Raw genomic sequence first — 19208 nt, 5'->3', positions numbered from 1 at the left:
ATATTGTTATTATCACTGTTGCCGCAAACTATCAAGATAGCGATGTTAATGATAATATATTTATTAATATATATGCATAGAAATGTGATTGAAGAATATAAAAGTATTGATGCAGAATACTTGCATAGAATATTGATTCAATATTTTTTATTATTATGTTATAATATTTGAGAATTGGCAAAAATAAAGATATGTTAATTTTTAGGAGGAACTATGAAAAAGAAGAAGAAAAAGAAAAGCAAGCTAGGAAAGGCATTTAAATATTTTTTCATAACCATGTTTTTTTTAGGCTTGATTGCCTCTGTGGCCTTCGGCGGAGTAGTACTCGCTATGATTAAAACGACACCGGCTCTGGACATAAATAGTATATTGAGTTTGGACGAACCAACTGTTTTATATGATAATAAAGGTGAATTTATGGACGAGGCCCCTACTCTTCTCAAACGTGAATCTGTTTCTATAGAAGAAATCCCAGACATGCTCAAATATGCGGTTATCAGCATAGAAGATGAACGTTTTTTAGAGCATAACGGTATAGATTATAGAAGAATAGTTGGTGCATTATACACTGACGTTAAGAAAATTCTATCCAATGAAGAAGGCCTGCACGGAGCATCAACCATCACCCAGCAGCTACTTAAAAATACTATTCTTACCGATGAGGTAACAATTAAAAGAAAAGTTCAGGAAATGTATCTGGCTATACAGTTAGAGAAAGCTCTAGATAAGGATGAGATTCTTGAAGCCTATCTGAACACAATTAACCTTGGCGGAAATGTTCATGGTGTTAAGAAGGCAGCTGAGCAGTATTTCGATAAAACCAACTTAATGGACCTGACACTTATAGAATGTGCTTACTTAGCCGGTGTAACTCAGCATCCATATAAGTATTCAGTGTTTATTGATTATGCTAAGAACAATCCGCAGGTATATATAAACAGAACGAAAACTGTGATAGCTAAGATGAAGGAAAATGGCTATATTGATGAAAGTACTTATGCTCAGGCCATAAAGGATTTGGACGATGGTAAATTACAAGCGGCCTTTAAATCACCAAAATCTACACAGACTGCCTATAAATTAAACTATGAGTGGTTTTCCAGACCAGCTATGGATGCAGTAAAAAAAGATTTAATGACAAGCTATCACTATACATCTGAAGAAGTTGAAAAGCTGTTTATGTATGGTGGGTTAAAAATATATACAACCATGGATAGGGAGTTACAGGAATCAGCACAAGCTATCCTCAATGATCAGAAGTACTTCGGTAAAGCGCAAAAAGGCGATATAACAGATCCTAAGAAGGTTGTACAGCCTCAAGCTTCTGCTGTAATTACTGACTATCATACCGGAGAGGTTAAGGTTATCATAGGTGGTAGAGGTGAGCAGCCAGCAAACTCCTTTAACAGGGCAACTTCAACCAGCTTTATAAGACCAACAGGATCCACCATAAAACCGCTTACCGTATATGCTCCAGCCATTGATACGAAGCAATTTACTGCCGGTTCCGTAGTTGAGGATTCACCATTATCACCGGAAATAGGTAAGCAATGGCCCGATGAAAATGGAAATCCTTATAATCCAACTAATTATGACACCAATGGATATGCGGGCTATGTTACGGTGAGAAAGGCACTGGCTCGTTCCATAAATCTGGTTGCCATAAAGATGGAATACGATATAGGTATAAAGACAGGTCTATCCTATGCTGAAAAGTTTGGCATACATTTTAACGATGTAGATAAGAATAGTTTATCAGCCTTGTCCTTAGGTCAGTTTGAAGGTTCTAACACTCTTCAAATGGCAGCAGCTTTTGGAACCTTTGGAAACAGTGGAATATATACATCGCCAATCTTGTATACAAAAGTTGTAGATAAAACCGGTAAGATTCTGCTGGAGAATAAGCCCTCAACCAGAAAGGTATTATCTCCTCAAAGTTCATATATTATGTATGACTTACTTAAGGGTCCAGTATATGATCCCGAAGGCACCGCAGGAAGAGCAAGAATTGGCAGCATGCCTATTGCAGGTAAAACCGGTACATCTTCAAAATGGAAGGATTTCTGGTTCTGTGGACTTACCCCCTACTATAGCGGAGCGGTATGGATTGGCGACGATAAAAAAGCCTCTTTAAACAAGTCCGGTTTAAGCAGTGGTACTGCCGCTGAAATACTCGGAGACATCATGGAAGTGGCTCATAAGGACTTAGAGGTGAAGGATATACCTGTGCCAACAGGACTTGTTAAAGCTCAAATTTGTATAGATTCCGGAAAACAACCTACAGATTTATGTTTAAAGGATCCTCGTGGGCATCGAGTAGTTACAGATTATTTCATTGAAGGTACTGTGCCTACTTCCTTATGTGATATACATGTTGAAGCCAAAATAAACAAGACAAACGGAAAGTTAGCAACCGAGAATACACCTGCAGATTTAATTGAAAGTAAAGTGTTCATTCGAAGAGATTATACTCCAACAAAAACTCTGGCAGATGAAAAATGGGTTTTGCCTAAAGAAGTAGACACTACTGCACCGGCAGTAAATCCAACAACTCCCGGCTCTCAAGAACCACCTGAACAAGATCCTACAAAACCGGATGCTACTGAAGAGCCTAATAATGAAGAGCCAGTTGATGAGGAACCTGAGGTGGAGGATCCTACAGGAACAGAAGAAGTAAATCCTGATTAGTAGAAAAAGTAGTACATCAATAGGTGTACTACTTTTTATTCTCTTAGTTTTTCTTTCATTTGCTTTAATACCTTTTTTTCAATTCTTGAAACTTGTACCTGACTTATACCTAACATTTTTGCAACTTGAATTTGAGTTTTATCTTTAAAGTATCTTAACATTATTATTTGTCTGGCTTTGACATCTAAACTTCTTAAGGCTTCCTTTAAGGCTAGCTTGTCAACCACCTCTCTATCATCTTCTGCATTTTCACTTAACTTGTCAATCAGCAGTACCGGTGAACCATCATCCTGGTGAATAGTATCATAGAGATATTGCATTCCAAGCACCGATTCCGTGGCAATTAAGACATCTTCTTTGCTGACACCTGAATAGTCTGCTAATTCCTCTATTGTGGGAGCCCTATCAAGTTTTTTTGTCAATGCTTCCTTATCATAGTGAAGCTTACGGGCTACGTTTTTCACATTTCTACTTACTTTTATTATGCCGTCATCTCTCAGAAATCTCTTTATTTCTCCTATTATCATGGGAACGGCATAGGTAGAAAATTTCACACTATATTGTGGGTTAAAGTTATTAACTGCCTTTACTAACCCAATAGACCCTATTTGAAAGATATCTTCATATTCGTACCCTCTGTTTAAAAACTTTTTACTGATAGAAGACACCAGGGGTAAGTTCATTTCAATAAGTTTATTTAATGCATCCTTATCTCCCACTCTAGCAAGTTGTATAAGTTCAATATTATCTTCGTAATTATAGCACTCCTTCTTTACAACTTCCTCTTCCATACTACTCCACCTAACATATAGATTTGAATGTCTTTTTCATTACGACTTTTGTTCCCTTTCCTGCTTCAGAATATACCTCTAAGGAGTCCATAAAAGTTTCCATAACCGTAAAGCCCATTCCTGATCTTTCAAGGTCCGGTCTGGAAGTATAAAGGGGTTGCATAGCCTGTTCAATATTATCTATACCTCTGCCTTCATCAGATACTGTAATTGTAACCTCGTTATCCTTTATAACTGCTTCAATAGTTACAATGCCATCTTTATTTTCATATCCATGTATGATTGAATTTGTTACAGCTTCCGATACTGCAGTTTTAACATCTGTTATTTCTTCTATAGTCGGATCAAGCTGTGATACAAAAGCAGCTACTGCTACTCTGGCAAAGCTTTCATTTTGTGACTTACTCTGAAATTCTACTTTCATTCTATTTTCATACATAAGAATACCCCCACTTACAGCTTATTGACAGCTTCTTCGACGCTATCAAACATCTTAATAATTTTAAACATCCCCGATAATTCGAAAACCCTTTTAACAGAGCCTTTTACATCAGTTACACCTACCGCTCCGTTTCTCAAGGCTAGTTTCTTATATCTTCCTATAACAACTCCAATGCCTGAACTATCCATGAATGTTACTCCAGAGAAATTCATAATAAGCTTATTGATTTTCTCCCTGTCAATTCTTTCATCAATTTTATTTCTCACTTCTTCTGCACTATGATGGTCTAATTCCCCCATCAGCTGGACAATTAGTTTATCATCGTTCTTATCAATTTTTATATACATATACTTCCGCTACTTTTATAGCAGCTTCCCCCCTCGCTCTTATAGTTTACTGTATGGACTTATTAAGCAGCCCGGTTCATAAAAAACTCCGATATAGCGCTATAGATTACAACATTTTACTTGCTTGTAGTACATTTTTACCGGGCTTGTAAAAGTAGATCCTATAAAGTCAGATGATAATATTATTCTATATTAAAAGGAAAATTCCTCCTATAAATGTGAATTTTTTTCATCACATCTTTTTATTATACCCTTTAATATTGGATTCTAAACATGTTTTATCTTTATAATTAAACTCAATTACCTCTAAGATTTATATAAAAAACATTAAGGAAGACTCGATGTCATCCCCTTGAAGTTTCAATATAGTCAACCTCTTTGCTGCTTAGATTAAAGAAATCATACAACTCCTCATCAGTTTTGAAAGCATGATTTTTATCAGTAGGTATATATAATCTGTTTAAATTATTGGGATAGTATTCGTATAATTTTCCACCTAGCTTTTTTGCAAAGCTCTTAAAGTAAAATTCATAGAGCTTACTGTTAAGCAGGCTTTGTAAAAATTCATAGTTCATGTTTACATCCGGCCTAATATTCAGTGCGTATACATCTGCACTGAAATAGTGGCTTGCATCCTTGATAAATCTGTTTTCCTCAGATTTAAAGGGAAATATAATTTTATCCCTCTCGAAGATTGATGTTTCTCTCCCCCACTGAAGCTCATACCATTTTCTTTTTCCTTTGGCACATTCTCTTCTCTTCATCAATCTTTCCTTGTGCTTGTCTATATATCTTACAGCGTTTGGATACTCTTCTACAGATGTAATTAAATTAGAATAGATTAAAAGGAGCTTGCTTTCTACTACACCTTTCTTTGTTATATTACTGTTTTTTATCCATGGTCTTAGCAAGTCCCTTTCTATATTGTTCTCTTCAACTATTTCTTCGGTAACGATAAAGGCTTTATCTAAGCCTGTAATTATTCCTTGATAGGTTTCACACAGTTCCCCCAACTTTTTGCTGCATCTTCTCTCTACCTTATCTATGATTTCTAAATGTTCCTTAGTGTGAAGTCTCCATGGCTCATGGTTCAAACTTTCTCTTTTTATGTAAAAGTCGCTATAGTTTTTTTGTTCAATTTTTTTAGTTTGTTTATCCCAAAGCCCAGGCTTATTGACTATAACTTCATCAGTGTAAGAACCGCCCAAAAATATAATAACCGGATCAATTCCAGCTCCCTTAAAAGGTCTTATTCCATAAAAGTCAAAAATTCTGTGAACACTGCTGTGGTTTAGCAAAAATTCTCTTAGCTTAACACCGCTGAGAGATTCCATGAAATATCTGGAGGTAATAAAGGTTATTTTGTAGTCCGAGTGAACGGACTTTAATGCTTTGGCAAAAAAACAGTAGGAAATATCACCTTTATCATTAAAAACCTCTGGATAAATATTCCTCAAAGTATTAGAATAATCTTTATCCAACGCTTTTGTTCCTATATAGGGTGGATTTCCAATAATCACATTATACTTTTCATTCAAATCTGATAATAAGAAATCTTTATGCATTAAATTATTCACATTTACATATCCGGCTTTTGCATACAGATCAATTGCCAATACCTTCAAGGCCATATCATCAATGTCTATGCCATAAAGGTTGTTATCTACTATATGTTTATCTATGTGGACTAGGTTTAGGTTTAATCCATGAATTTCATTTATTGTATTTATGTTTTCCACATATATATTCTTGATGTAATCAAAAATACTGAGTAGAATGTTTCCACTGCCGCAGCTGGGGTCTAAAATTTTTAAAAAAGGGTTCTTAATTAATTCATCCTTTAAGGTATTTTCTATCATAAAGATAGCAATATCTTCCGGTGTATAAACTACTCCGTTCTTGTCAGCACAAACATGCTCATAATAGTAGTTCCCTATGGTGTCCTCTTCCTTTAAATCTAAGAAATATTTACATCTTTTAATATTATCAATTTTACATACACTATCCTTAGTATTCAAAATTTCATCATACAAAGCACTTATTATCTCACTAAAGTTCAATATAATCTTCTCCTAACTCTTTCATCATACATACGCTTTTTCTTCAGATATTATCAAGTATACCACAGAATTGGAGGGGAAAAAACATGAAAGTAAGGATACTGTCACTAATAGTTTTGGGCTCACTGATTTCATCAGGCTGCACTAATAAACTGTCTCTTTGCAGTAATATTAATCACAGTAAATACAGTAATTCAGCAAACACTTTTATCGAAAGAAATTCCGAGGCCTTTTACATTGATGACAAACTTGAAGAAGAGAAAAACTGTAAAGAAGAGGATAAATACAGAAGCAGCATTAGCAAAAATCTACTTGTTAACTTTCAAAACAGCTTCTATAGTACAAAAGAACACTCCTGGTATTTTAAGCCCAACAATAAAGGCCTTCCACCAGAAGAACCGGAGGAAATAGTAAAACTGCTAAATGAAACCTCGGGCTACTATATAGGTAATACAGAAGAAAAGGAGCTGTATCTTACTTTTGACGAAGGATATGAAAATGGCTATACCAATGATATCCTTGATACCTTAAAAAAACATCAAGTAAAAGCAGCTTTCTTTGTAGTAGAACATTATATAAAGAGTAATCCGGAATTGATAAAAAGAATGATAGACGAAGGACATCTTGTATGCAATCATTCTGCCCACCATCCATCAATGGCGCGAATCACTGATTTTGATAAGTTTAAAAAAGAATTAGGTGAGGTTGAAGAGGTCTTTAAAGAAGTTACCGGCAAAGAGATGCCTAGATATTTCAGACCTCCTATGGGAAGATTTAGTGAGCTATCTATGCACTATACTAAGGATTTAAGTTACAAGACTATATTTTGGAGCTTGGCTTACTATGACTGGGACCCAAAAAAACAACCCAATGCTGCTGAGGCGAAAAAACTGTTGCTAAAAAGAACACACAACGGTGCTATAGTGCTGTTACATGCTGTTTCAAAGACCAACAGGGATATCCTAGACGATTTAATCACTTCATGGAAAGCTGAGGGTTATGCAATTAAATCTTTGGATGAGTTAAAATAAAAAATCGGGTGGTCCCCGATTTTTTCTATATCTTACCATTTACTTTGTCCATAATAGCTTTCTTTAAGACCTCTGCCCTTTCTCTTAGGGTATTACAGCTGTCTACAATTTCCTTCATATCATCCTTAATGAGTTTTACATTTATCCTTACATTTAATACGCAGCTTTCTACAGCGGCATAGGCTAAAATTGCCGCTACTCCGGCATCGGAAATAACATTGGGATTGCCATACTTTGCTGCTATTAAAATATAATCCATTAAGTTTACAGTTTCTTCTGCTAATTTATAGGGTACCATCATGGCATTGACTAAACCTTCTTGTATGTTTTTCTCTCTTATTATCACTTCATCCGTAGTAGCCCTAGGAAGCTTATAGGCTTCCATTAGACCGGAAAAAGCTTCTCCATCCTTATTTATATGCTCAAGTAATTCTTTAAACTTTGCATTGCACTTAACCAATGCGACCTCTATTCTTTCTTGTGCTTCTCTGTCCAAGGCCTCATAGGACTTTTTCCCTATTGTTAGATTAAATACCATGCTGCCTAAGGCTGATGAAAGTGCTGCAGTTAAAGCAGCAGCTCCACCTCCTCCAGGTACAGGACTGCTTGATGCCAACTTATCCACAAAATCATAGATAGTATCATTTTTAAAATCCATAACATACCTCCTACAACTCACTTTTAAAAGTTAAGAATATTGAATGTTTTTATACCTCTCCAAGATACTGTTTTACCCTATCCATGGCTATGCTATTTTTATCAGCTTTCATACCATCTAAATATATTTTAAAGAGTGAAAAAGGCTCTCTTTTCAGTATAACTCTTCCAAGGGCCTCTATAAACAGGTATACTGAGAATACTGCTTTCTGAATAACGTTGGCATTTCTCCGCATAAAAACCACCCGGTTTCTATTGAGAAAATAGTAGCTTAGTCCCTTATATTTTGATATTGTAGCAGATCTTTTGTGATAGATCTTACTATCTTTCAGACACATAAGTTTATAACCGGCCCTCTTAGCTCTCAAACAAAATTCAGTCTCTTCAAAAAACAAAAAGTACATTTCGGGAATGTTTCCTATGTTCTCAAATACATCTCTTCTAATGATAAAGCAGGCCCCCCCAAGGTAATCAACTTCTACAGGGCCGCCGGATAACTTACTATAGGGATAATTTTTTCTCTTGCTTTGAGCAAGACCGGTAAACAGGTTGATATTTGCTCCCATTGACTGTACCTTATCCCTTTCATCAAAGTCACAAATACAGGGCCCGGCAACAGCCACCTTCTTGTCACTTTCCATATATGTTATCAGTTTATTTAAAAAGTCCTTCTCTACCTCAACATCATTATTTAGGATGCAAATATAATCCGCTCCCTTTTCCATGGCATAATGTATTCCCACATTGTTTCCCGCAGCATATCCCAAATTATTATCATATTTAATAACTGTATGTCCTATTGCCTTACGTTTTAAAATTTCTGCAGAATTATCCCTTGAATTATTGTCCACAATTACAACCTTATAATTACCATAGTCTATTTTATTAACACTTTCCAAGCACCTCAAGGTCTCTTCACAGGCATTGTAGTTAAGTATAATTATGTATACTAAAGGTAGTCTATTCATTATCTCCCCCACCACTCATTAATTTGTCAAAGAGTTTAGCTGCAACTATATCCCAATTATATCTTTCTTTTATCATTTTAATATTGTTGTAGCAAATTTCTTTTAGATCACTATTGGCCATGTGCACCAAAGCCTCTGAGAAGCTCTGAACTTCCGGACTTTCTACCACAACCCCGCCATTAACGATTACTTCTCTGGCTACCCCTACATCTGTTGAAATTATTACGTTACCGGAGGCTGCTGCCTCTATCAGTACAAGTCCAAAGCTTTCATATAGAGATGTAAGACAGAAAATTTTCGTCCTCCTGTAAATTGACTGTAGCCTTTCCCTATCATAAATTGCACCGGTTAAATCTATCTTATCCTTCATGGCCGGATGTTTCAAAATAAAATCATCTATATATTTTCTAAAGCCCTCTGTGTACTCACCAACTAACAAAAGCTTCCAGTTGTCTTTAAACTGTTCATATGCCCTATTAAATGCTTCTACTAATAGCTCAGTATTCTTTTCAGTCGCACCAAGTCTTCCTACCTGCAGTATGTAATTTTCTTTATCATTAAAATCAATGTTTTCATAGTCAAAATTCCTGTAATCTATGCCATTGGGAAGATATAAAAACTTATCTAAAAACATTGGTAAAAGTTCCTTAATTTCATTATACAATCTTTCTTGTTCTACCCCAATGACATCTATTTTATCAAAAAAAGAATGGAATAACTTCTTTTTTAACCCCTTCAATCCACGAATCTTACTCAACAACTTGTCTGTACAATCAAGCTTCAAAAATAACTTTCCCGTGGGATTTAAGCCTTTATAAACTGTACCATAAACAACACTTCTCAAGGTGACATGGAATAATTGCAGGCAGTCAATTTCCTTACACCTACGCTTTAAATAAGCTATGCCGTCCACCAGGTCATTATTGAATTTTTTTTTAATAAAATCAACTTTTAAGCCCCTAACATGGCTTTCAAGATATTTGTAATCATCGTTATTATAACAAGCTAAATAAGACTCAGCTGAAAATAACTGTGTCATTTTATAGGCCAGCATTCCAACATCCTTAATGAGATGAAGGTTCTGTGCTTCAGGAAAAAGAACATAATATTTCAAAATCTCACCCTACTTTTTTAGTTTTCCTTTAAAAAACAAACCAATCCTTTAAGATTGGTTTGTCTCGTACTTATATTATACACTATTTATTAGCAATTTCGTCATACAACTGGCTAAATCTTGGATCATTCTTCAAAGAAACCAAGTATTCCATAAAGGAGTGCTTAAGGTCATCTCTCTTTAGTGCAAACTCAACGCTGGCTTGAAGGAAACCTAATTTGTCGCCCACATCATATCTACGGCCTTCAAAATTATAAGCATACATGGCTTCCTGATTGATTAAAGTTTTTAGTGCATCTGTCAGCTGAATTTCCCCGCCTTTACCCGGTGCAGTATTACTTAAAATATCAAAGATTTGAGGTGTTATTATGTATCTTCCTAATATGGCTATGTTGGATGGGGCTTCTTCAACTCTTGGTTTTTCTACCAGGTCTTTTACCTTGTATACCCTGTCTTCGATGTGCATTCCCTTTACAATACCATACTTACAAACATCCTCCATGGGCACCGTCTGTACTCCCAGAATAGTTGTCTTAAATTCATTGTAGCAATCTATCAATTGTTTTAAGCAGGGTACCTCACTGTCTACTACGTCATCGCCTAACATAACTGCAAAGGGTTCCTTGCCCACAAAGGTCTTTGCACAGTTTATAGCATGCCCAAGTCCCTTTGGTTCCTTCTGTCTTATGTAATATATATTCGCCATATTGGAAATCTCTCTTGCCATGGTTAACAGCTCTTCTTTTCCGCTGCTTTCTAGTTCCTTCTCTAATTCCACAGACTTATCAAAGTGGTCCTCTATGGCTCTTTTGTTTCGTCCAGTAATTATGAGTATTTCTTCTATGCCAGAAGCTACCGCCTCTTCAATTATATACTGAATTGTTGGTTTATCTACGATTGGTAACATTTCCTTTGGTTGTGCTTTTGTGGCAGGAAGAAATCTTGTTCCCAAGCCTGCAGCAGGTATGATAGCCTTTTTCACTTTCACCTTAAAACCCCCTAATACCTAAGATAAAAATTATTTTCTAAAAAAGCTAAAGAAGCCTTTTTTCTTTTTATTTAATATTATTTCCGGTAGCTCTACAGATATTCCCTCAAGCATCATTTTTTCATGTCCAATTATCCAATTATATAAGTCCTTATTCAACTCTTTGATTCTATTATAGCCTTGTTTAATATTAGTATTCCTTCGTGTATTATTATGGGCATCGCTTCCTAGCATATGAATCAGATTCATACCAACCAGCTTTTCAGCGAACTTCTTTATATCTGTTCCATATATGCCAGCAAGACTACCGGCATTCATTTGAGCCAGATTGCCTTGTTCTATCAGGTCTATAAGCAGCTCAGGTTTCTTCATTATGCTAAGGTTTCTTTCAGGATGGGCCAATATAGGAGCAGCCCCTAAGAGTCTAAGTTCATAGAAAATTTTTTCTGTGTAGATTGGAAACTGCTGCATGGGCAGTTCAATCAGTAAGTACTTTTTATTGTTGAATCCCCATATTTTCTTTTCCGAATACAGCCTTGGCAAATCTGGATTTATATATATTTCCATGCCTTGTATAATCTCTATTTTACCTTCAGCCTTTTCTTGCATAAGCTTAAGCTTCTCTTGATATTTTTCCCATTGTAACTCATATTCACCTACAATAAAGTGTGGAGTAGCACAAATATACTCCACACCTTGACTCAGTGAATTCTCAAGCATATCCATGGTCATATCAATATCACTGGAACCATCATCAACTCCGGGCATTATATGAGAATGGAAATCTATCAAATCATCACTTCCTTATTATCTTTATTCATTCGACTTGTAATAGCTCTCGTAATATCTGCCGTAGTAATAGTGCTCTGACTTTTCAGGTACCTTATTTATAACCACTCCTAAAATTTTCGCACCTACTTTATCTAATAATTCCTTAGTTTTTGCTAAGCCAAATTTCTCAGTAGTTCCATAGCTGGTAACTATCATAGTGCCGTCTACAAGTGTAGATAGTATCTGTGCGTCAGTAACGGCAATAACCGGAGGCGCATCAATCAATACCATGTCAAAGACCTTATTTAGTTCAGATAAAAGTGCTTTCATTTTCTTTGTTCCCAATAGTTCTGCCGGATTTGGCGGTGTAGGCCCACTGGTTAGAACGAATAAGTTGGGTACATTAGTTGGAAGTATAAGTTCTTCAAATTTTTTGTCCTGTATCAAAAGATTTGTTAATCCTTCAGAATTTGGCAAACCTAGCTTTTTATGAACTGTAGATTTTCTCAAATCGCAGTCCACAACGATGACCTTTTTGCCACTTTGGGCTATTGTTATAGCCAGATTAATCAAAACCGTACTTTTTCCTTCGGAAGGTCCAGAGGAAGTTACAACTATAGATTTAACGGAAGCATCCAAATTTGAAAACTGAAGATTTGTTCTTAAAGTTCGAAATGCCTCAGCGGCCCTGGATTTTGGATTTTTGAAAGTAATCAAATTCTTTAGCATACGCTCACCTCTTATTCCTCTACTTGAACCAAAGGTATTATACCAATAACCGGTACACCAATGAGTCTTTCGATATCCTCTTGAGTTTTAACAGTATTATCCAAATATTCTAACAGGAACACCAATCCAATGGATACCATCATTCCTAGAAAAAATGCAATCGCAGTATTTAGAAGTGGTTTAGGAGAATCCGGTGAGGTAGGTAAAAGTGCCTCGTCTAATATATGAACATTGTCTTCACTTAAAACATCCTGGCCTATCTCCTTTAAGGATTTAGCCAACTGATTGGCAATAATCTGTGCAGTTTCGGCGTTTTTTGATTTGACGGTTATAGTTAGAAATTGGGTATCTCCCTTTGGTGACACAGATATCATTTTTTGGACTTCTCCAATACTCAGATCTAGATTTTGCTTTTCAATTACATCCTCAACCACTGTACGAGAGGTTGTCATGATACTATAAGTTTTTACCAACTTTTGATACATCATTACATCATTATAATTATAGTTGGTAGCTTGACTGTCTTCTTTTTTACCAATTATTACAGATATATCAGCTTTATAGGTAGGCTTAATTATAAGATAGCTGAAAACTGCACTGGTAAAAGTACTTAGAAGAGTAATAACCACTATAAGCAGAAATCTCTTTTTCAATATATTTATATACTCTTTAATCTCCATCGTTTGTTATGTTCCCCCTTAACATTTTTTCGATGCTTTTTAAAATTTCGTCATCTCCATCAATTTTTTTTGCTATTTCTAAATGAGCATGAGCTGCATCTATATCTCCTTTGTTAAAATAGCACATTATTAAATTGGTGCATAATTCTACAGATCTTGTAGCTTCAAATACCTTTCTGAAATATGCAATGGCTGTATCATAATCGCCCAAGCAGGCATAGTTTAAGCCTAACTCATTGAACACATCGACTATTGTATTGTCTAATCTCATACACTCATTTAAATAATAAATTGCCTTTGGGCTTAAGCCTAGGTTTCTATAGGCTACAGCTATATAGTAATATAGATAGGCATCTTCCTCCAAATGCTCCAATAGCGGCAATAATAACTCCAGCGCGTACTTTGGATTACTTCTGATATTTTCTCTACCAATTTCCAAATCCGATAACTTCCTGAGTTCATTGCTAAAGTTTAGAATTTCCTCTGAACTTTCACCTCCAAAACTAAAGAATAAATTCAAGCTATCCTTTGCATCTGCATATTTACCATCTTCATAAAGTAGTTGACTTTCACACAAATAGGCATAAGGATACTTCATTGTCTTGCCATATTCAATTAGGTTTTTTAGTTCATCTCCGAGTTTTTTGTCCTTCTTAAACTCACACTGAAGACACCATAACATTTTTTCAAAAATATCCACTTGTGGACTTGTGATATAAAGACCACGCAGTAATATATACCCATCCAAATAATTGGATTCTTTAATATAAGCTGCAATAATACCTTTAACCAACTTTGAACACCATTCATTTATAGTCAGAAGGTTCTTGTACTCTTCTGAATGCTTAAAGTCATTGTCGCATCCAATAACATAGTACATTCCTTCAACGAAAAATTTAATTGGTATTTCCTCAAGAGGATTCTCAGACTTAACTTCATTTATTATTTCATTCGCTTTTAAGGGTAAATACAAATTATCACCCAGGCTACAATTGAACAGTTTTGCCAAAATATTCTTATTTATATTTAAAAAAAGTAAACTTGACAGTTTAGATGATAAATAACTTCTGCTTAACATATTCCTCCAAAAACAAACAATTTAATAATTAATCTCACCATAATATAATAAATTATAAAAAGAAGATTGTAAAGCCTAAATAAAACTTTACAATCTTTTCTAATTTTTTTTTAATTGTTACATGCTTCTTCAATAAGTTTCATAACTGCAGTCTTGAAATCCTTAAGTTTACTGTCTGCATTTTCAAGAGAATCTGAAACTACAGAAATATATACCTTCATCTTAGGTTCTGTACCTGATGGTCTAACCACAAACCATGAGCCATCACTTAATATGAACTTCAATACATTTGATTTAGGTAGGTCAATTCCTCTTTCTGCGCCCTCTACGAAGTCATATTCTAAACTTGACTTATAATCAAACTTTTTGTTGATTGAAACACCATTTACACTGTTCCCCATTGAATTTCTTAAATAATCAAGAGCCTTAGTGATCTTTTCCTGACCTTCCTTACCTTGCAGTTCAATAGAGATAAGGTCTTCTTTATAGAAACCATATTTATTATATAACTGTACTAGTGCTTCATATAGGGACATTCCCTTTGACTTATAATATAAGGTCATTTCGCAGATCAGCATAGCTGCAATAACCGCATCCTTATCACGAACAAAGTCTCCCGCCAAGTAGCCATAACTTTCCTCAAAACCAAATATATAAGTATTCTTCTTTGTCTTTTCAAATTCTTTTATTTTTTCACCAATGTACTTAAAGCCTGTCAGTACGTCCAGTAATTCTGTGTTGTAGTCAGCTGCTATGTTTCTTGCCATCTCAGTGGTTACTATTGTCTTTATAACTATGCCATTTTCAGGTAATCTGCCTAACTCCTTCATAGACATTAAAATATAATGAGTAAGCAGTATACCGGTCTGATTTCCGGTAAGCACCTTATAGTCTCCGTTGCTTGTCTTTACCACTACTCCGATTCTGTCACAGTCAGGATCTGTACCAAATATTATATCCGGCTGGATATCTTTAGCCATGTCCATTGCTATGCTGAAGACCTTTGGTTCCTCAGGGTTAGGATATGGAGCTGTTGGGAAGTTTCCGTCAGGCAACTCCTGCTCTTTTACCACATGCACATTTGAATATCCAAGTTCCTTTAAAACTCTTCTAACAGGAACGTTTCCGCTTCCATGAATAGGTGTATATATAATCTTCAAATCCTTAGCAGAATTTTTAACCAGATCTTCTCTTATTGTTAGCCCCTTTACCTTATCTATATAAACCTTATCTACTTCTTCCCCAATTATAACTACTTTCTCTGCTTTAACAGCTTCTTCTAGACAAGTTTTATTTATCTTATCAAAGGTGTCTACTCCTTCTATGTAGGACAGTATTTCCTTTGCAGCCTTGTCAGTAACCTGGCCCCCATCTTCTCCATACACCTTATATCCGTTGTATTGCTTTGGATTATGTGAAGCAGTTATTACTATACCACCCTTGCACCCTAATTCCCTTACTGTAAATGAGAGCATTGGTGTAGGTCTTAGACTTTCAAAAAGGTATACCTTTATATTATTTGCACTTAGAATTTCAGCTGCAGCCTCAGCAAATTCCCTAGACATATTTCTGGAATCATAGGCTATAGCTACTGATTTTTCTCCGGAATATGTTTTATTTAAATAGTCAGCAAAGCCCTGTGTTGCCTTACCTACAGTATAAACATTCATTCTGTTTGATCCGGCACCAATAACGCCTCTTAATCCACCAGTACCAAATTCTAAATCCTTATAAAATCTGTCTTCTAATTCCTTTTCATCATTTATTGTACTTAATTCTTCCTTTGTCTTAACATCAATTAAAGCAGAATTAATCCACAGATCATATTTTTCTCTATAATGCATTGTATCCCTCCTATGATATTCTAATACTATATTATACTATAAATCCAATAAAACAAAAGTTATATTTTATTAAATTGAAAATGTAAACGTAAACTCTTTTTAGAGGGATAAAAATGTATGGTCACACATTTTAGACAAAACTAAAAGCAAAAGTAAAAGCATAGTTGCGCAGAACTATGCTTTTACTTTTGCTTTGTTTTAAATTTCTGTTGGTGCACTGGCATCTTCAGCAGATGTAGTTGCTTCATTGGTGTTGCCGCCGGTTACAGTGGCAATAACCGTATTCACATCTTCCATAAAGGTTATTTCACTTGCCAGCTCAATATTACTCAACTTGAATACATCACCGAATTTTAGATTTTTCAAATCTACATTAATATACTTTGGCAGCTTACTGGCTTTACATTGAATCTTTACACTGGATTTTTCCTTTTGCAGAATTCCCCCGGATTGAGCAACCTTATCTTCATTGATAAAGTGTATTGGTACACTGGTTTGGATTGTCTTGTCTGGATTTATACCTTCTAAGTCAATATGTATTATTTTATGAGTTACAGGATCCTTCTGCACCTCTTTAATAAGGGTCCTATGTGTAGTTCCTTCGATGTTTACATCAATAACACCATGTTCCCCCTGTCTTACTATTTCCCTGGAAAGCTCCATTTCTCCAATCTCAAATAAAAGATTCTTTACCTGCTCTCCATACAATACTCCAGGAACCTTTCCCATTCTTCTTATCCTACCGGCATCGTGCCTGCTGTTTTTTACTCGAATATTACAATTTAAAATGTTCATACATCAACCCTCCTTCTAAAGTATTTTTCCCATAATTTACAATAATATTCCTTATTTATAAAAATCTTTTTTTCTAATATTGCATATCAAAAATGCACAACATATACTATAGTATTTCAGAAGGTGTTATCCGCCTTTTACCAAAGATTTTCAGTGAAGAAGGTGTTGGATAAATTGTATAAGTTAGATCAAAATAAAACCCCATTATTTGATGCCTTAATGGAGTATGTGAACCGTGGGACGATACCCTTTCACGTACCTGGTCATAAAAAGGGAACCGGTATAGATGAAGAGTTTAAAAACTTCATTGGAGAAAATCCATTTAAAATTGATGTGACAGTATTCAAGTTGGTAGACAGCCTTCATCATCCTACGGGACCAATAAAGAAAGCCCAGGAGTTGGCGGCTGATGCCTATGGATCAGACGCTTGTTTCTTCTCAATACATGGCACTTCGGGAGCCATTCAAACCATGATTATGACCGTAGTTGGTGACGGTGATAAGATAATTATTCCAAGAAATGTTCATAAATCCGTTACCTCCGGTATAATCATGAGCGGAGCCATACCAATCTTTATGAACCCCGAGTTTGACAAGAGGGTTGGTATCGCCCAGGGCGTTACTCCGGTGACCGTGGAAGAAACCTTAAGAGCCCATCCTGATGCTAAGGCTGTACTTATAATAAATCCAACTTACTACGGTGTTGCTACAGATATAAAGAAAATTGCTGATATTGTTCACAATTATGATATACCACTGCTGGTAGATGAAGCCCACGGACCACATCTTAGCTTTAATGACAGGTTGCCCCTTTCGGCTATGGCAGGCGGTGCAGATATGTGCGCCCAAAGCACTCATAAAATTATTGGAGCCTTAACCCAATGTTCACTTCTACAAGTACGATCAGAACGTATCGATATAAGAAGAGTGCAGCAGGTGCTTAATTTGCTCCATACCACCTCACCATCCTATATTTTGATGGCATCTTTGGATTGTGCCAGAAGGCAAATTGCCCTTCATGGAAAAGAACTCTTAGATAGGGCCATAGACCTTGCCAATTATGCCAGAAGTGAGATCAATAAAATTCAGGGATTATATTGTTTTGGAGAAGAGCTTATAGGTAACCCTGGGGTTTATGCCATAGATCCCACCAAACTCACTATAACCTGCAGAGATTTAGGTATAACCGGCTATGACCTGGATATGATCTTGGTCAATAAATATCATATCCAAGTTGAGATGTCCGACTTGTATAATGTTCTGGCTGTTGGCTCCTTTGGTGATACTAAAGAAAATATAGATAAACTAATAAATGCTCTGAGAGAAATCAGCAGCGAATATGCTGGCAAGCAGGAAATAATAAAACAAGATTTTATAGATATACCGGATATACCGCCGGCTTCCTTAAATCCTCGACAGGCCTTTAATTCTAAAAAGGCTCCTGTAGTACTTAAGGATAGTATTGGTGCTATCAGCGGCGAATTTCTGCTGGCTTATCCTCCAGGGATACCGGTATTATGCCCAGGAGAGATCATCACCGAAGAAATTGTAGAGTATATTCAGAGATTAAAGGCTGCAGGATTATATGTGCAGGGTACTGAAGACCCCTTGGTGGAAAATATTAAGGTTGTGCTAAAATAAACTTGGGATAGTGAAAAAGACGAGGCTTACACCTCGTCTTTAATTTGATCATCAACTTACAGTTACGAACTATGAATTTTATCTATCTTGAATTTTTCTATATCCTGGATAAATTCATCAATCTGCTCTTCACTATAGACCTTAATTCCGTTATCCGACAACATCTTTGCAGTTACCCCCATTCCCTTAACCACCTTACCGGTGAAGGTACCGTCATATATAAAGTTACTGCCGCAGGAAGGACTTCTTTCTTTTAGTATTGCATATTTTATGTTGAACTTCTTTGCCATATTAAGCGTCTCCTCTGCTCCTCGAAGGAAATGCTTTGTATTGTCCTTTCCTTCTTTGTCAGCCACCCTAATGCAGTCAGTTCCTTGGTCCACTTCGTCCTTAATAATTATCTCATTAGGTTTTCTAGGCGTGGTCATTCCTCCCAGCTGTTCCGGGCATACCGGGATAAAACCATATTTATCTAATATGTCCAGCAGCTTTTCACATTTGTTGTTGCCGCCGTTGTACTTGCAATTTATCCCCAATAAACAGCCGCTAACCAATATCATCCACTTCTACCTCCGCATTAATTA

18 protein-coding genes are annotated in these 19208 nt (G+C 35.8%); 3 read left to right on the top strand and 15 right to left on the bottom strand.

Translation table 11 applies throughout. From position 1 onward, the window contains the following. Positions 1-213 precede the first annotated feature (213 nt). A complete protein-coding gene (locus tag FHY60_RS07430) occupies positions 214-2688 on the top strand; it encodes a transglycosylase domain-containing protein (RefSeq protein WP_139904377.1) in 2475 nt (824 codons plus the stop codon). A 35-nt stretch (positions 2689-2723) separates the two neighbouring features. Here the strand turns inward: FHY60_RS07430 and sigF are convergent, their stop codons facing one another. From sigF to FHY60_RS07410, 4 genes are all read right to left on the bottom strand, one after another. Beyond that, entirely contained in the window at positions 2724-3479 is a 756-nt protein-coding gene (gene sigF, locus FHY60_RS07425; protein ID WP_139904376.1) for an RNA polymerase sporulation sigma factor SigF, read from the bottom strand. 10 nt (positions 3480-3489) lie between these two features. Further along, positions 3490-3918: an anti-sigma F factor gene (spoIIAB, locus tag FHY60_RS07420; protein WP_139904375.1), complete on the bottom strand. Its 429-nt coding sequence runs from the start codon at positions 3916-3918 to the stop codon at positions 3490-3492. Positions 3919-3932: 14 nt separating this feature from the next. Further along, a complete protein-coding gene (gene spoIIAA / locus FHY60_RS07415; protein ID WP_139904374.1) occupies positions 3933-4268 on the bottom strand; it encodes an anti-sigma F factor antagonist in 336 nt (111 codons plus the stop codon). Between the two features lie 344 nt (positions 4269-4612). Next, a complete protein-coding gene (locus tag FHY60_RS07410; RefSeq protein ID WP_139904373.1) occupies positions 4613-6328 on the bottom strand; it encodes an Eco57I restriction-modification methylase domain-containing protein in 1716 nt (571 codons plus the stop codon). A gap of 86 nt (positions 6329-6414) precedes the next feature. Here FHY60_RS07410 and pdaA point away from each other — a divergent pair, with 86 nt between their 5' ends. Further along, positions 6415-7359, top strand: coding sequence for a delta-lactam-biosynthetic de-N-acetylase (gene pdaA, locus FHY60_RS07405; protein ID WP_139904372.1), 945 nt, complete (start codon positions 6415-6417; stop codon positions 7357-7359). 25 nt (positions 7360-7384) lie between these two features. On the opposite strand, the gene FHY60_RS07400 is transcribed toward pdaA, so the two are convergent. The 10 genes from FHY60_RS07400 to FHY60_RS07355 form a co-directional block, all read right to left on the bottom strand. Continuing rightward, the gene (locus FHY60_RS07400; RefSeq protein ID WP_139904371.1) at positions 7385-8017 is read right to left on the bottom strand and encodes a cyclodeaminase/cyclohydrolase family protein; all 633 of its coding nucleotides are present in this window, start codon (positions 8015-8017) and stop codon (positions 7385-7387) included. A gap of 49 nt (positions 8018-8066) precedes the next feature. Further along, positions 8067-8984, bottom strand: coding sequence for a glycosyltransferase family 2 protein (locus tag FHY60_RS07395; RefSeq protein WP_139904370.1), 918 nt, complete (start codon positions 8982-8984; stop codon positions 8067-8069). Continuing rightward, the gene (locus FHY60_RS07390) at positions 8977-10098 is read right to left on the bottom strand and encodes a glycosyltransferase family 4 protein (protein WP_139904369.1); all 1122 of its coding nucleotides are present in this window, start codon (positions 10096-10098) and stop codon (positions 8977-8979) included. The genes FHY60_RS07395 and FHY60_RS07390 overlap by 8 nt, the downstream gene beginning before the upstream one ends. Positions 10099-10180: 82 nt before the next feature. After that, positions 10181-11086: a UTP--glucose-1-phosphate uridylyltransferase GalU gene (gene galU, locus FHY60_RS07385; RefSeq protein ID WP_139904368.1), complete on the bottom strand. Its 906-nt coding sequence runs from the start codon at positions 11084-11086 to the stop codon at positions 10181-10183. 30 nt (positions 11087-11116) lie between these two features. Further along, positions 11117-11878, bottom strand: a complete 762-nt coding sequence (locus tag FHY60_RS07380) for a tyrosine-protein phosphatase (protein ID WP_139904367.1) — start codon at positions 11876-11878, stop codon at positions 11117-11119. Positions 11879-11899: 21 nt separating this feature from the next. Beyond that, positions 11900-12586, bottom strand: coding sequence for a CpsD/CapB family tyrosine-protein kinase (locus FHY60_RS07375; protein ID WP_139904366.1), 687 nt, complete (start codon positions 12584-12586; stop codon positions 11900-11902). 11 nt (positions 12587-12597) lie between these two features. Beyond that, positions 12598-13266, bottom strand: a complete 669-nt coding sequence (locus tag FHY60_RS07370) for a YveK family protein (RefSeq protein WP_139904365.1) — start codon at positions 13264-13266, stop codon at positions 12598-12600. Continuing rightward, a complete protein-coding gene (locus FHY60_RS07365) occupies positions 13256-14344 on the bottom strand; it encodes a tetratricopeptide repeat protein (RefSeq protein WP_139904364.1) in 1089 nt (362 codons plus the stop codon). The genes FHY60_RS07370 and FHY60_RS07365 overlap by 11 nt, the downstream gene beginning before the upstream one ends. A gap of 110 nt (positions 14345-14454) precedes the next feature. Continuing rightward, the gene (locus FHY60_RS07360; protein ID WP_139904363.1) at positions 14455-16188 is read right to left on the bottom strand and encodes a phospho-sugar mutase; all 1734 of its coding nucleotides are present in this window, start codon (positions 16186-16188) and stop codon (positions 14455-14457) included. 198 nt (positions 16189-16386) lie between these two features. Continuing rightward, entirely contained in the window at positions 16387-16983 is a 597-nt protein-coding gene (locus FHY60_RS07355) for a 50S ribosomal protein L25 (protein ID WP_139904362.1), read from the bottom strand. A 174-nt stretch (positions 16984-17157) separates the two neighbouring features. Between FHY60_RS07355 and FHY60_RS07350 the strand changes: the two genes are divergently transcribed. Further along, complete coding sequence (locus FHY60_RS07350; protein WP_139904361.1) at positions 17158-18624, top strand: aminotransferase class I/II-fold pyridoxal phosphate-dependent enzyme; 1467 nt, start codon at positions 17158-17160, stop codon at positions 18622-18624. A gap of 62 nt (positions 18625-18686) precedes the next feature. On the opposite strand, the gene FHY60_RS07345 is transcribed toward FHY60_RS07350, so the two are convergent. Continuing rightward, entirely contained in the window at positions 18687-19184 is a 498-nt protein-coding gene (locus tag FHY60_RS07345) for a 2-thiouracil desulfurase family protein (protein WP_139904360.1), read from the bottom strand. Positions 19185-19208: the final 24 nt, after the last annotated feature.

Source organism: Clostridium thermarum, assembly GCF_006351925.1.
In the GTDB taxonomy this organism is placed as follows: Bacteria; Bacillota; Clostridia; order Clostridiales; family Clostridiaceae; genus Clostridium_AU; species Clostridium_AU thermarum.
This window is presented reverse-complemented; position numbering and strand designations above follow the sequence as displayed.

What these genes read in the sequence shown, in the direction of transcription:
- FHY60_RS07430 (WP_139904377.1), top strand. Translation starts at nt 214, where the DNA reads ATGAAAAAGAAGAAGAAAAAGAAAAGCAAGCTAGGAAAGGCATTTAAA.
- sigF (WP_139904376.1), bottom strand. Translation starts at nt 3,479, where the DNA reads ATGGAAGAGGAAGTTGTAAAGAAGGAGTGCTATAATTACGAAGATAAT.
- spoIIAB (WP_139904375.1), bottom strand. Translation starts at nt 3,918, where the DNA reads ATGTATGAAAATAGAATGAAAGTAGAATTTCAGAGTAAGTCACAAAAT.
- spoIIAA (WP_139904374.1), bottom strand. Translation starts at nt 4,268, where the DNA reads ATGTATATAAAAATTGATAAGAACGATGATAAACTAATTGTCCAGCTG.
- pdaA (WP_139904372.1), top strand. Translation starts at nt 6,415, where the DNA reads ATGAAAGTAAGGATACTGTCACTAATAGTTTTGGGCTCACTGATTTCA.
- FHY60_RS07400 (WP_139904371.1), bottom strand. Translation starts at nt 8,017, where the DNA reads ATGGATTTTAAAAATGATACTATCTATGATTTTGTGGATAAGTTGGCA.
- FHY60_RS07395 (WP_139904370.1), bottom strand. Translation starts at nt 8,984, where the DNA reads ATGAATAGACTACCTTTAGTATACATAATTATACTTAACTACAATGCC.
- FHY60_RS07375 (WP_139904366.1), bottom strand. Translation starts at nt 12,586, where the DNA reads ATGCTAAAGAATTTGATTACTTTCAAAAATCCAAAATCCAGGGCCGCT.
- FHY60_RS07370 (WP_139904365.1), bottom strand. Translation starts at nt 13,266, where the DNA reads ATGGAGATTAAAGAGTATATAAATATATTGAAAAAGAGATTTCTGCTT.
- FHY60_RS07365 (WP_139904364.1), bottom strand. Translation starts at nt 14,344, where the DNA reads ATGTTAAGCAGAAGTTATTTATCATCTAAACTGTCAAGTTTACTTTTT.
- FHY60_RS07360 (WP_139904363.1), bottom strand. Translation starts at nt 16,188, where the DNA reads ATGCATTATAGAGAAAAATATGATCTGTGGATTAATTCTGCTTTAATT.
- FHY60_RS07355 (WP_139904362.1), bottom strand. Translation starts at nt 16,983, where the DNA reads ATGAACATTTTAAATTGTAATATTCGAGTAAAAAACAGCAGGCACGAT.
- FHY60_RS07345 (WP_139904360.1), bottom strand. Translation starts at nt 19,184, where the DNA reads ATGATATTGGTTAGCGGCTGTTTATTGGGGATAAATTGCAAGTACAAC.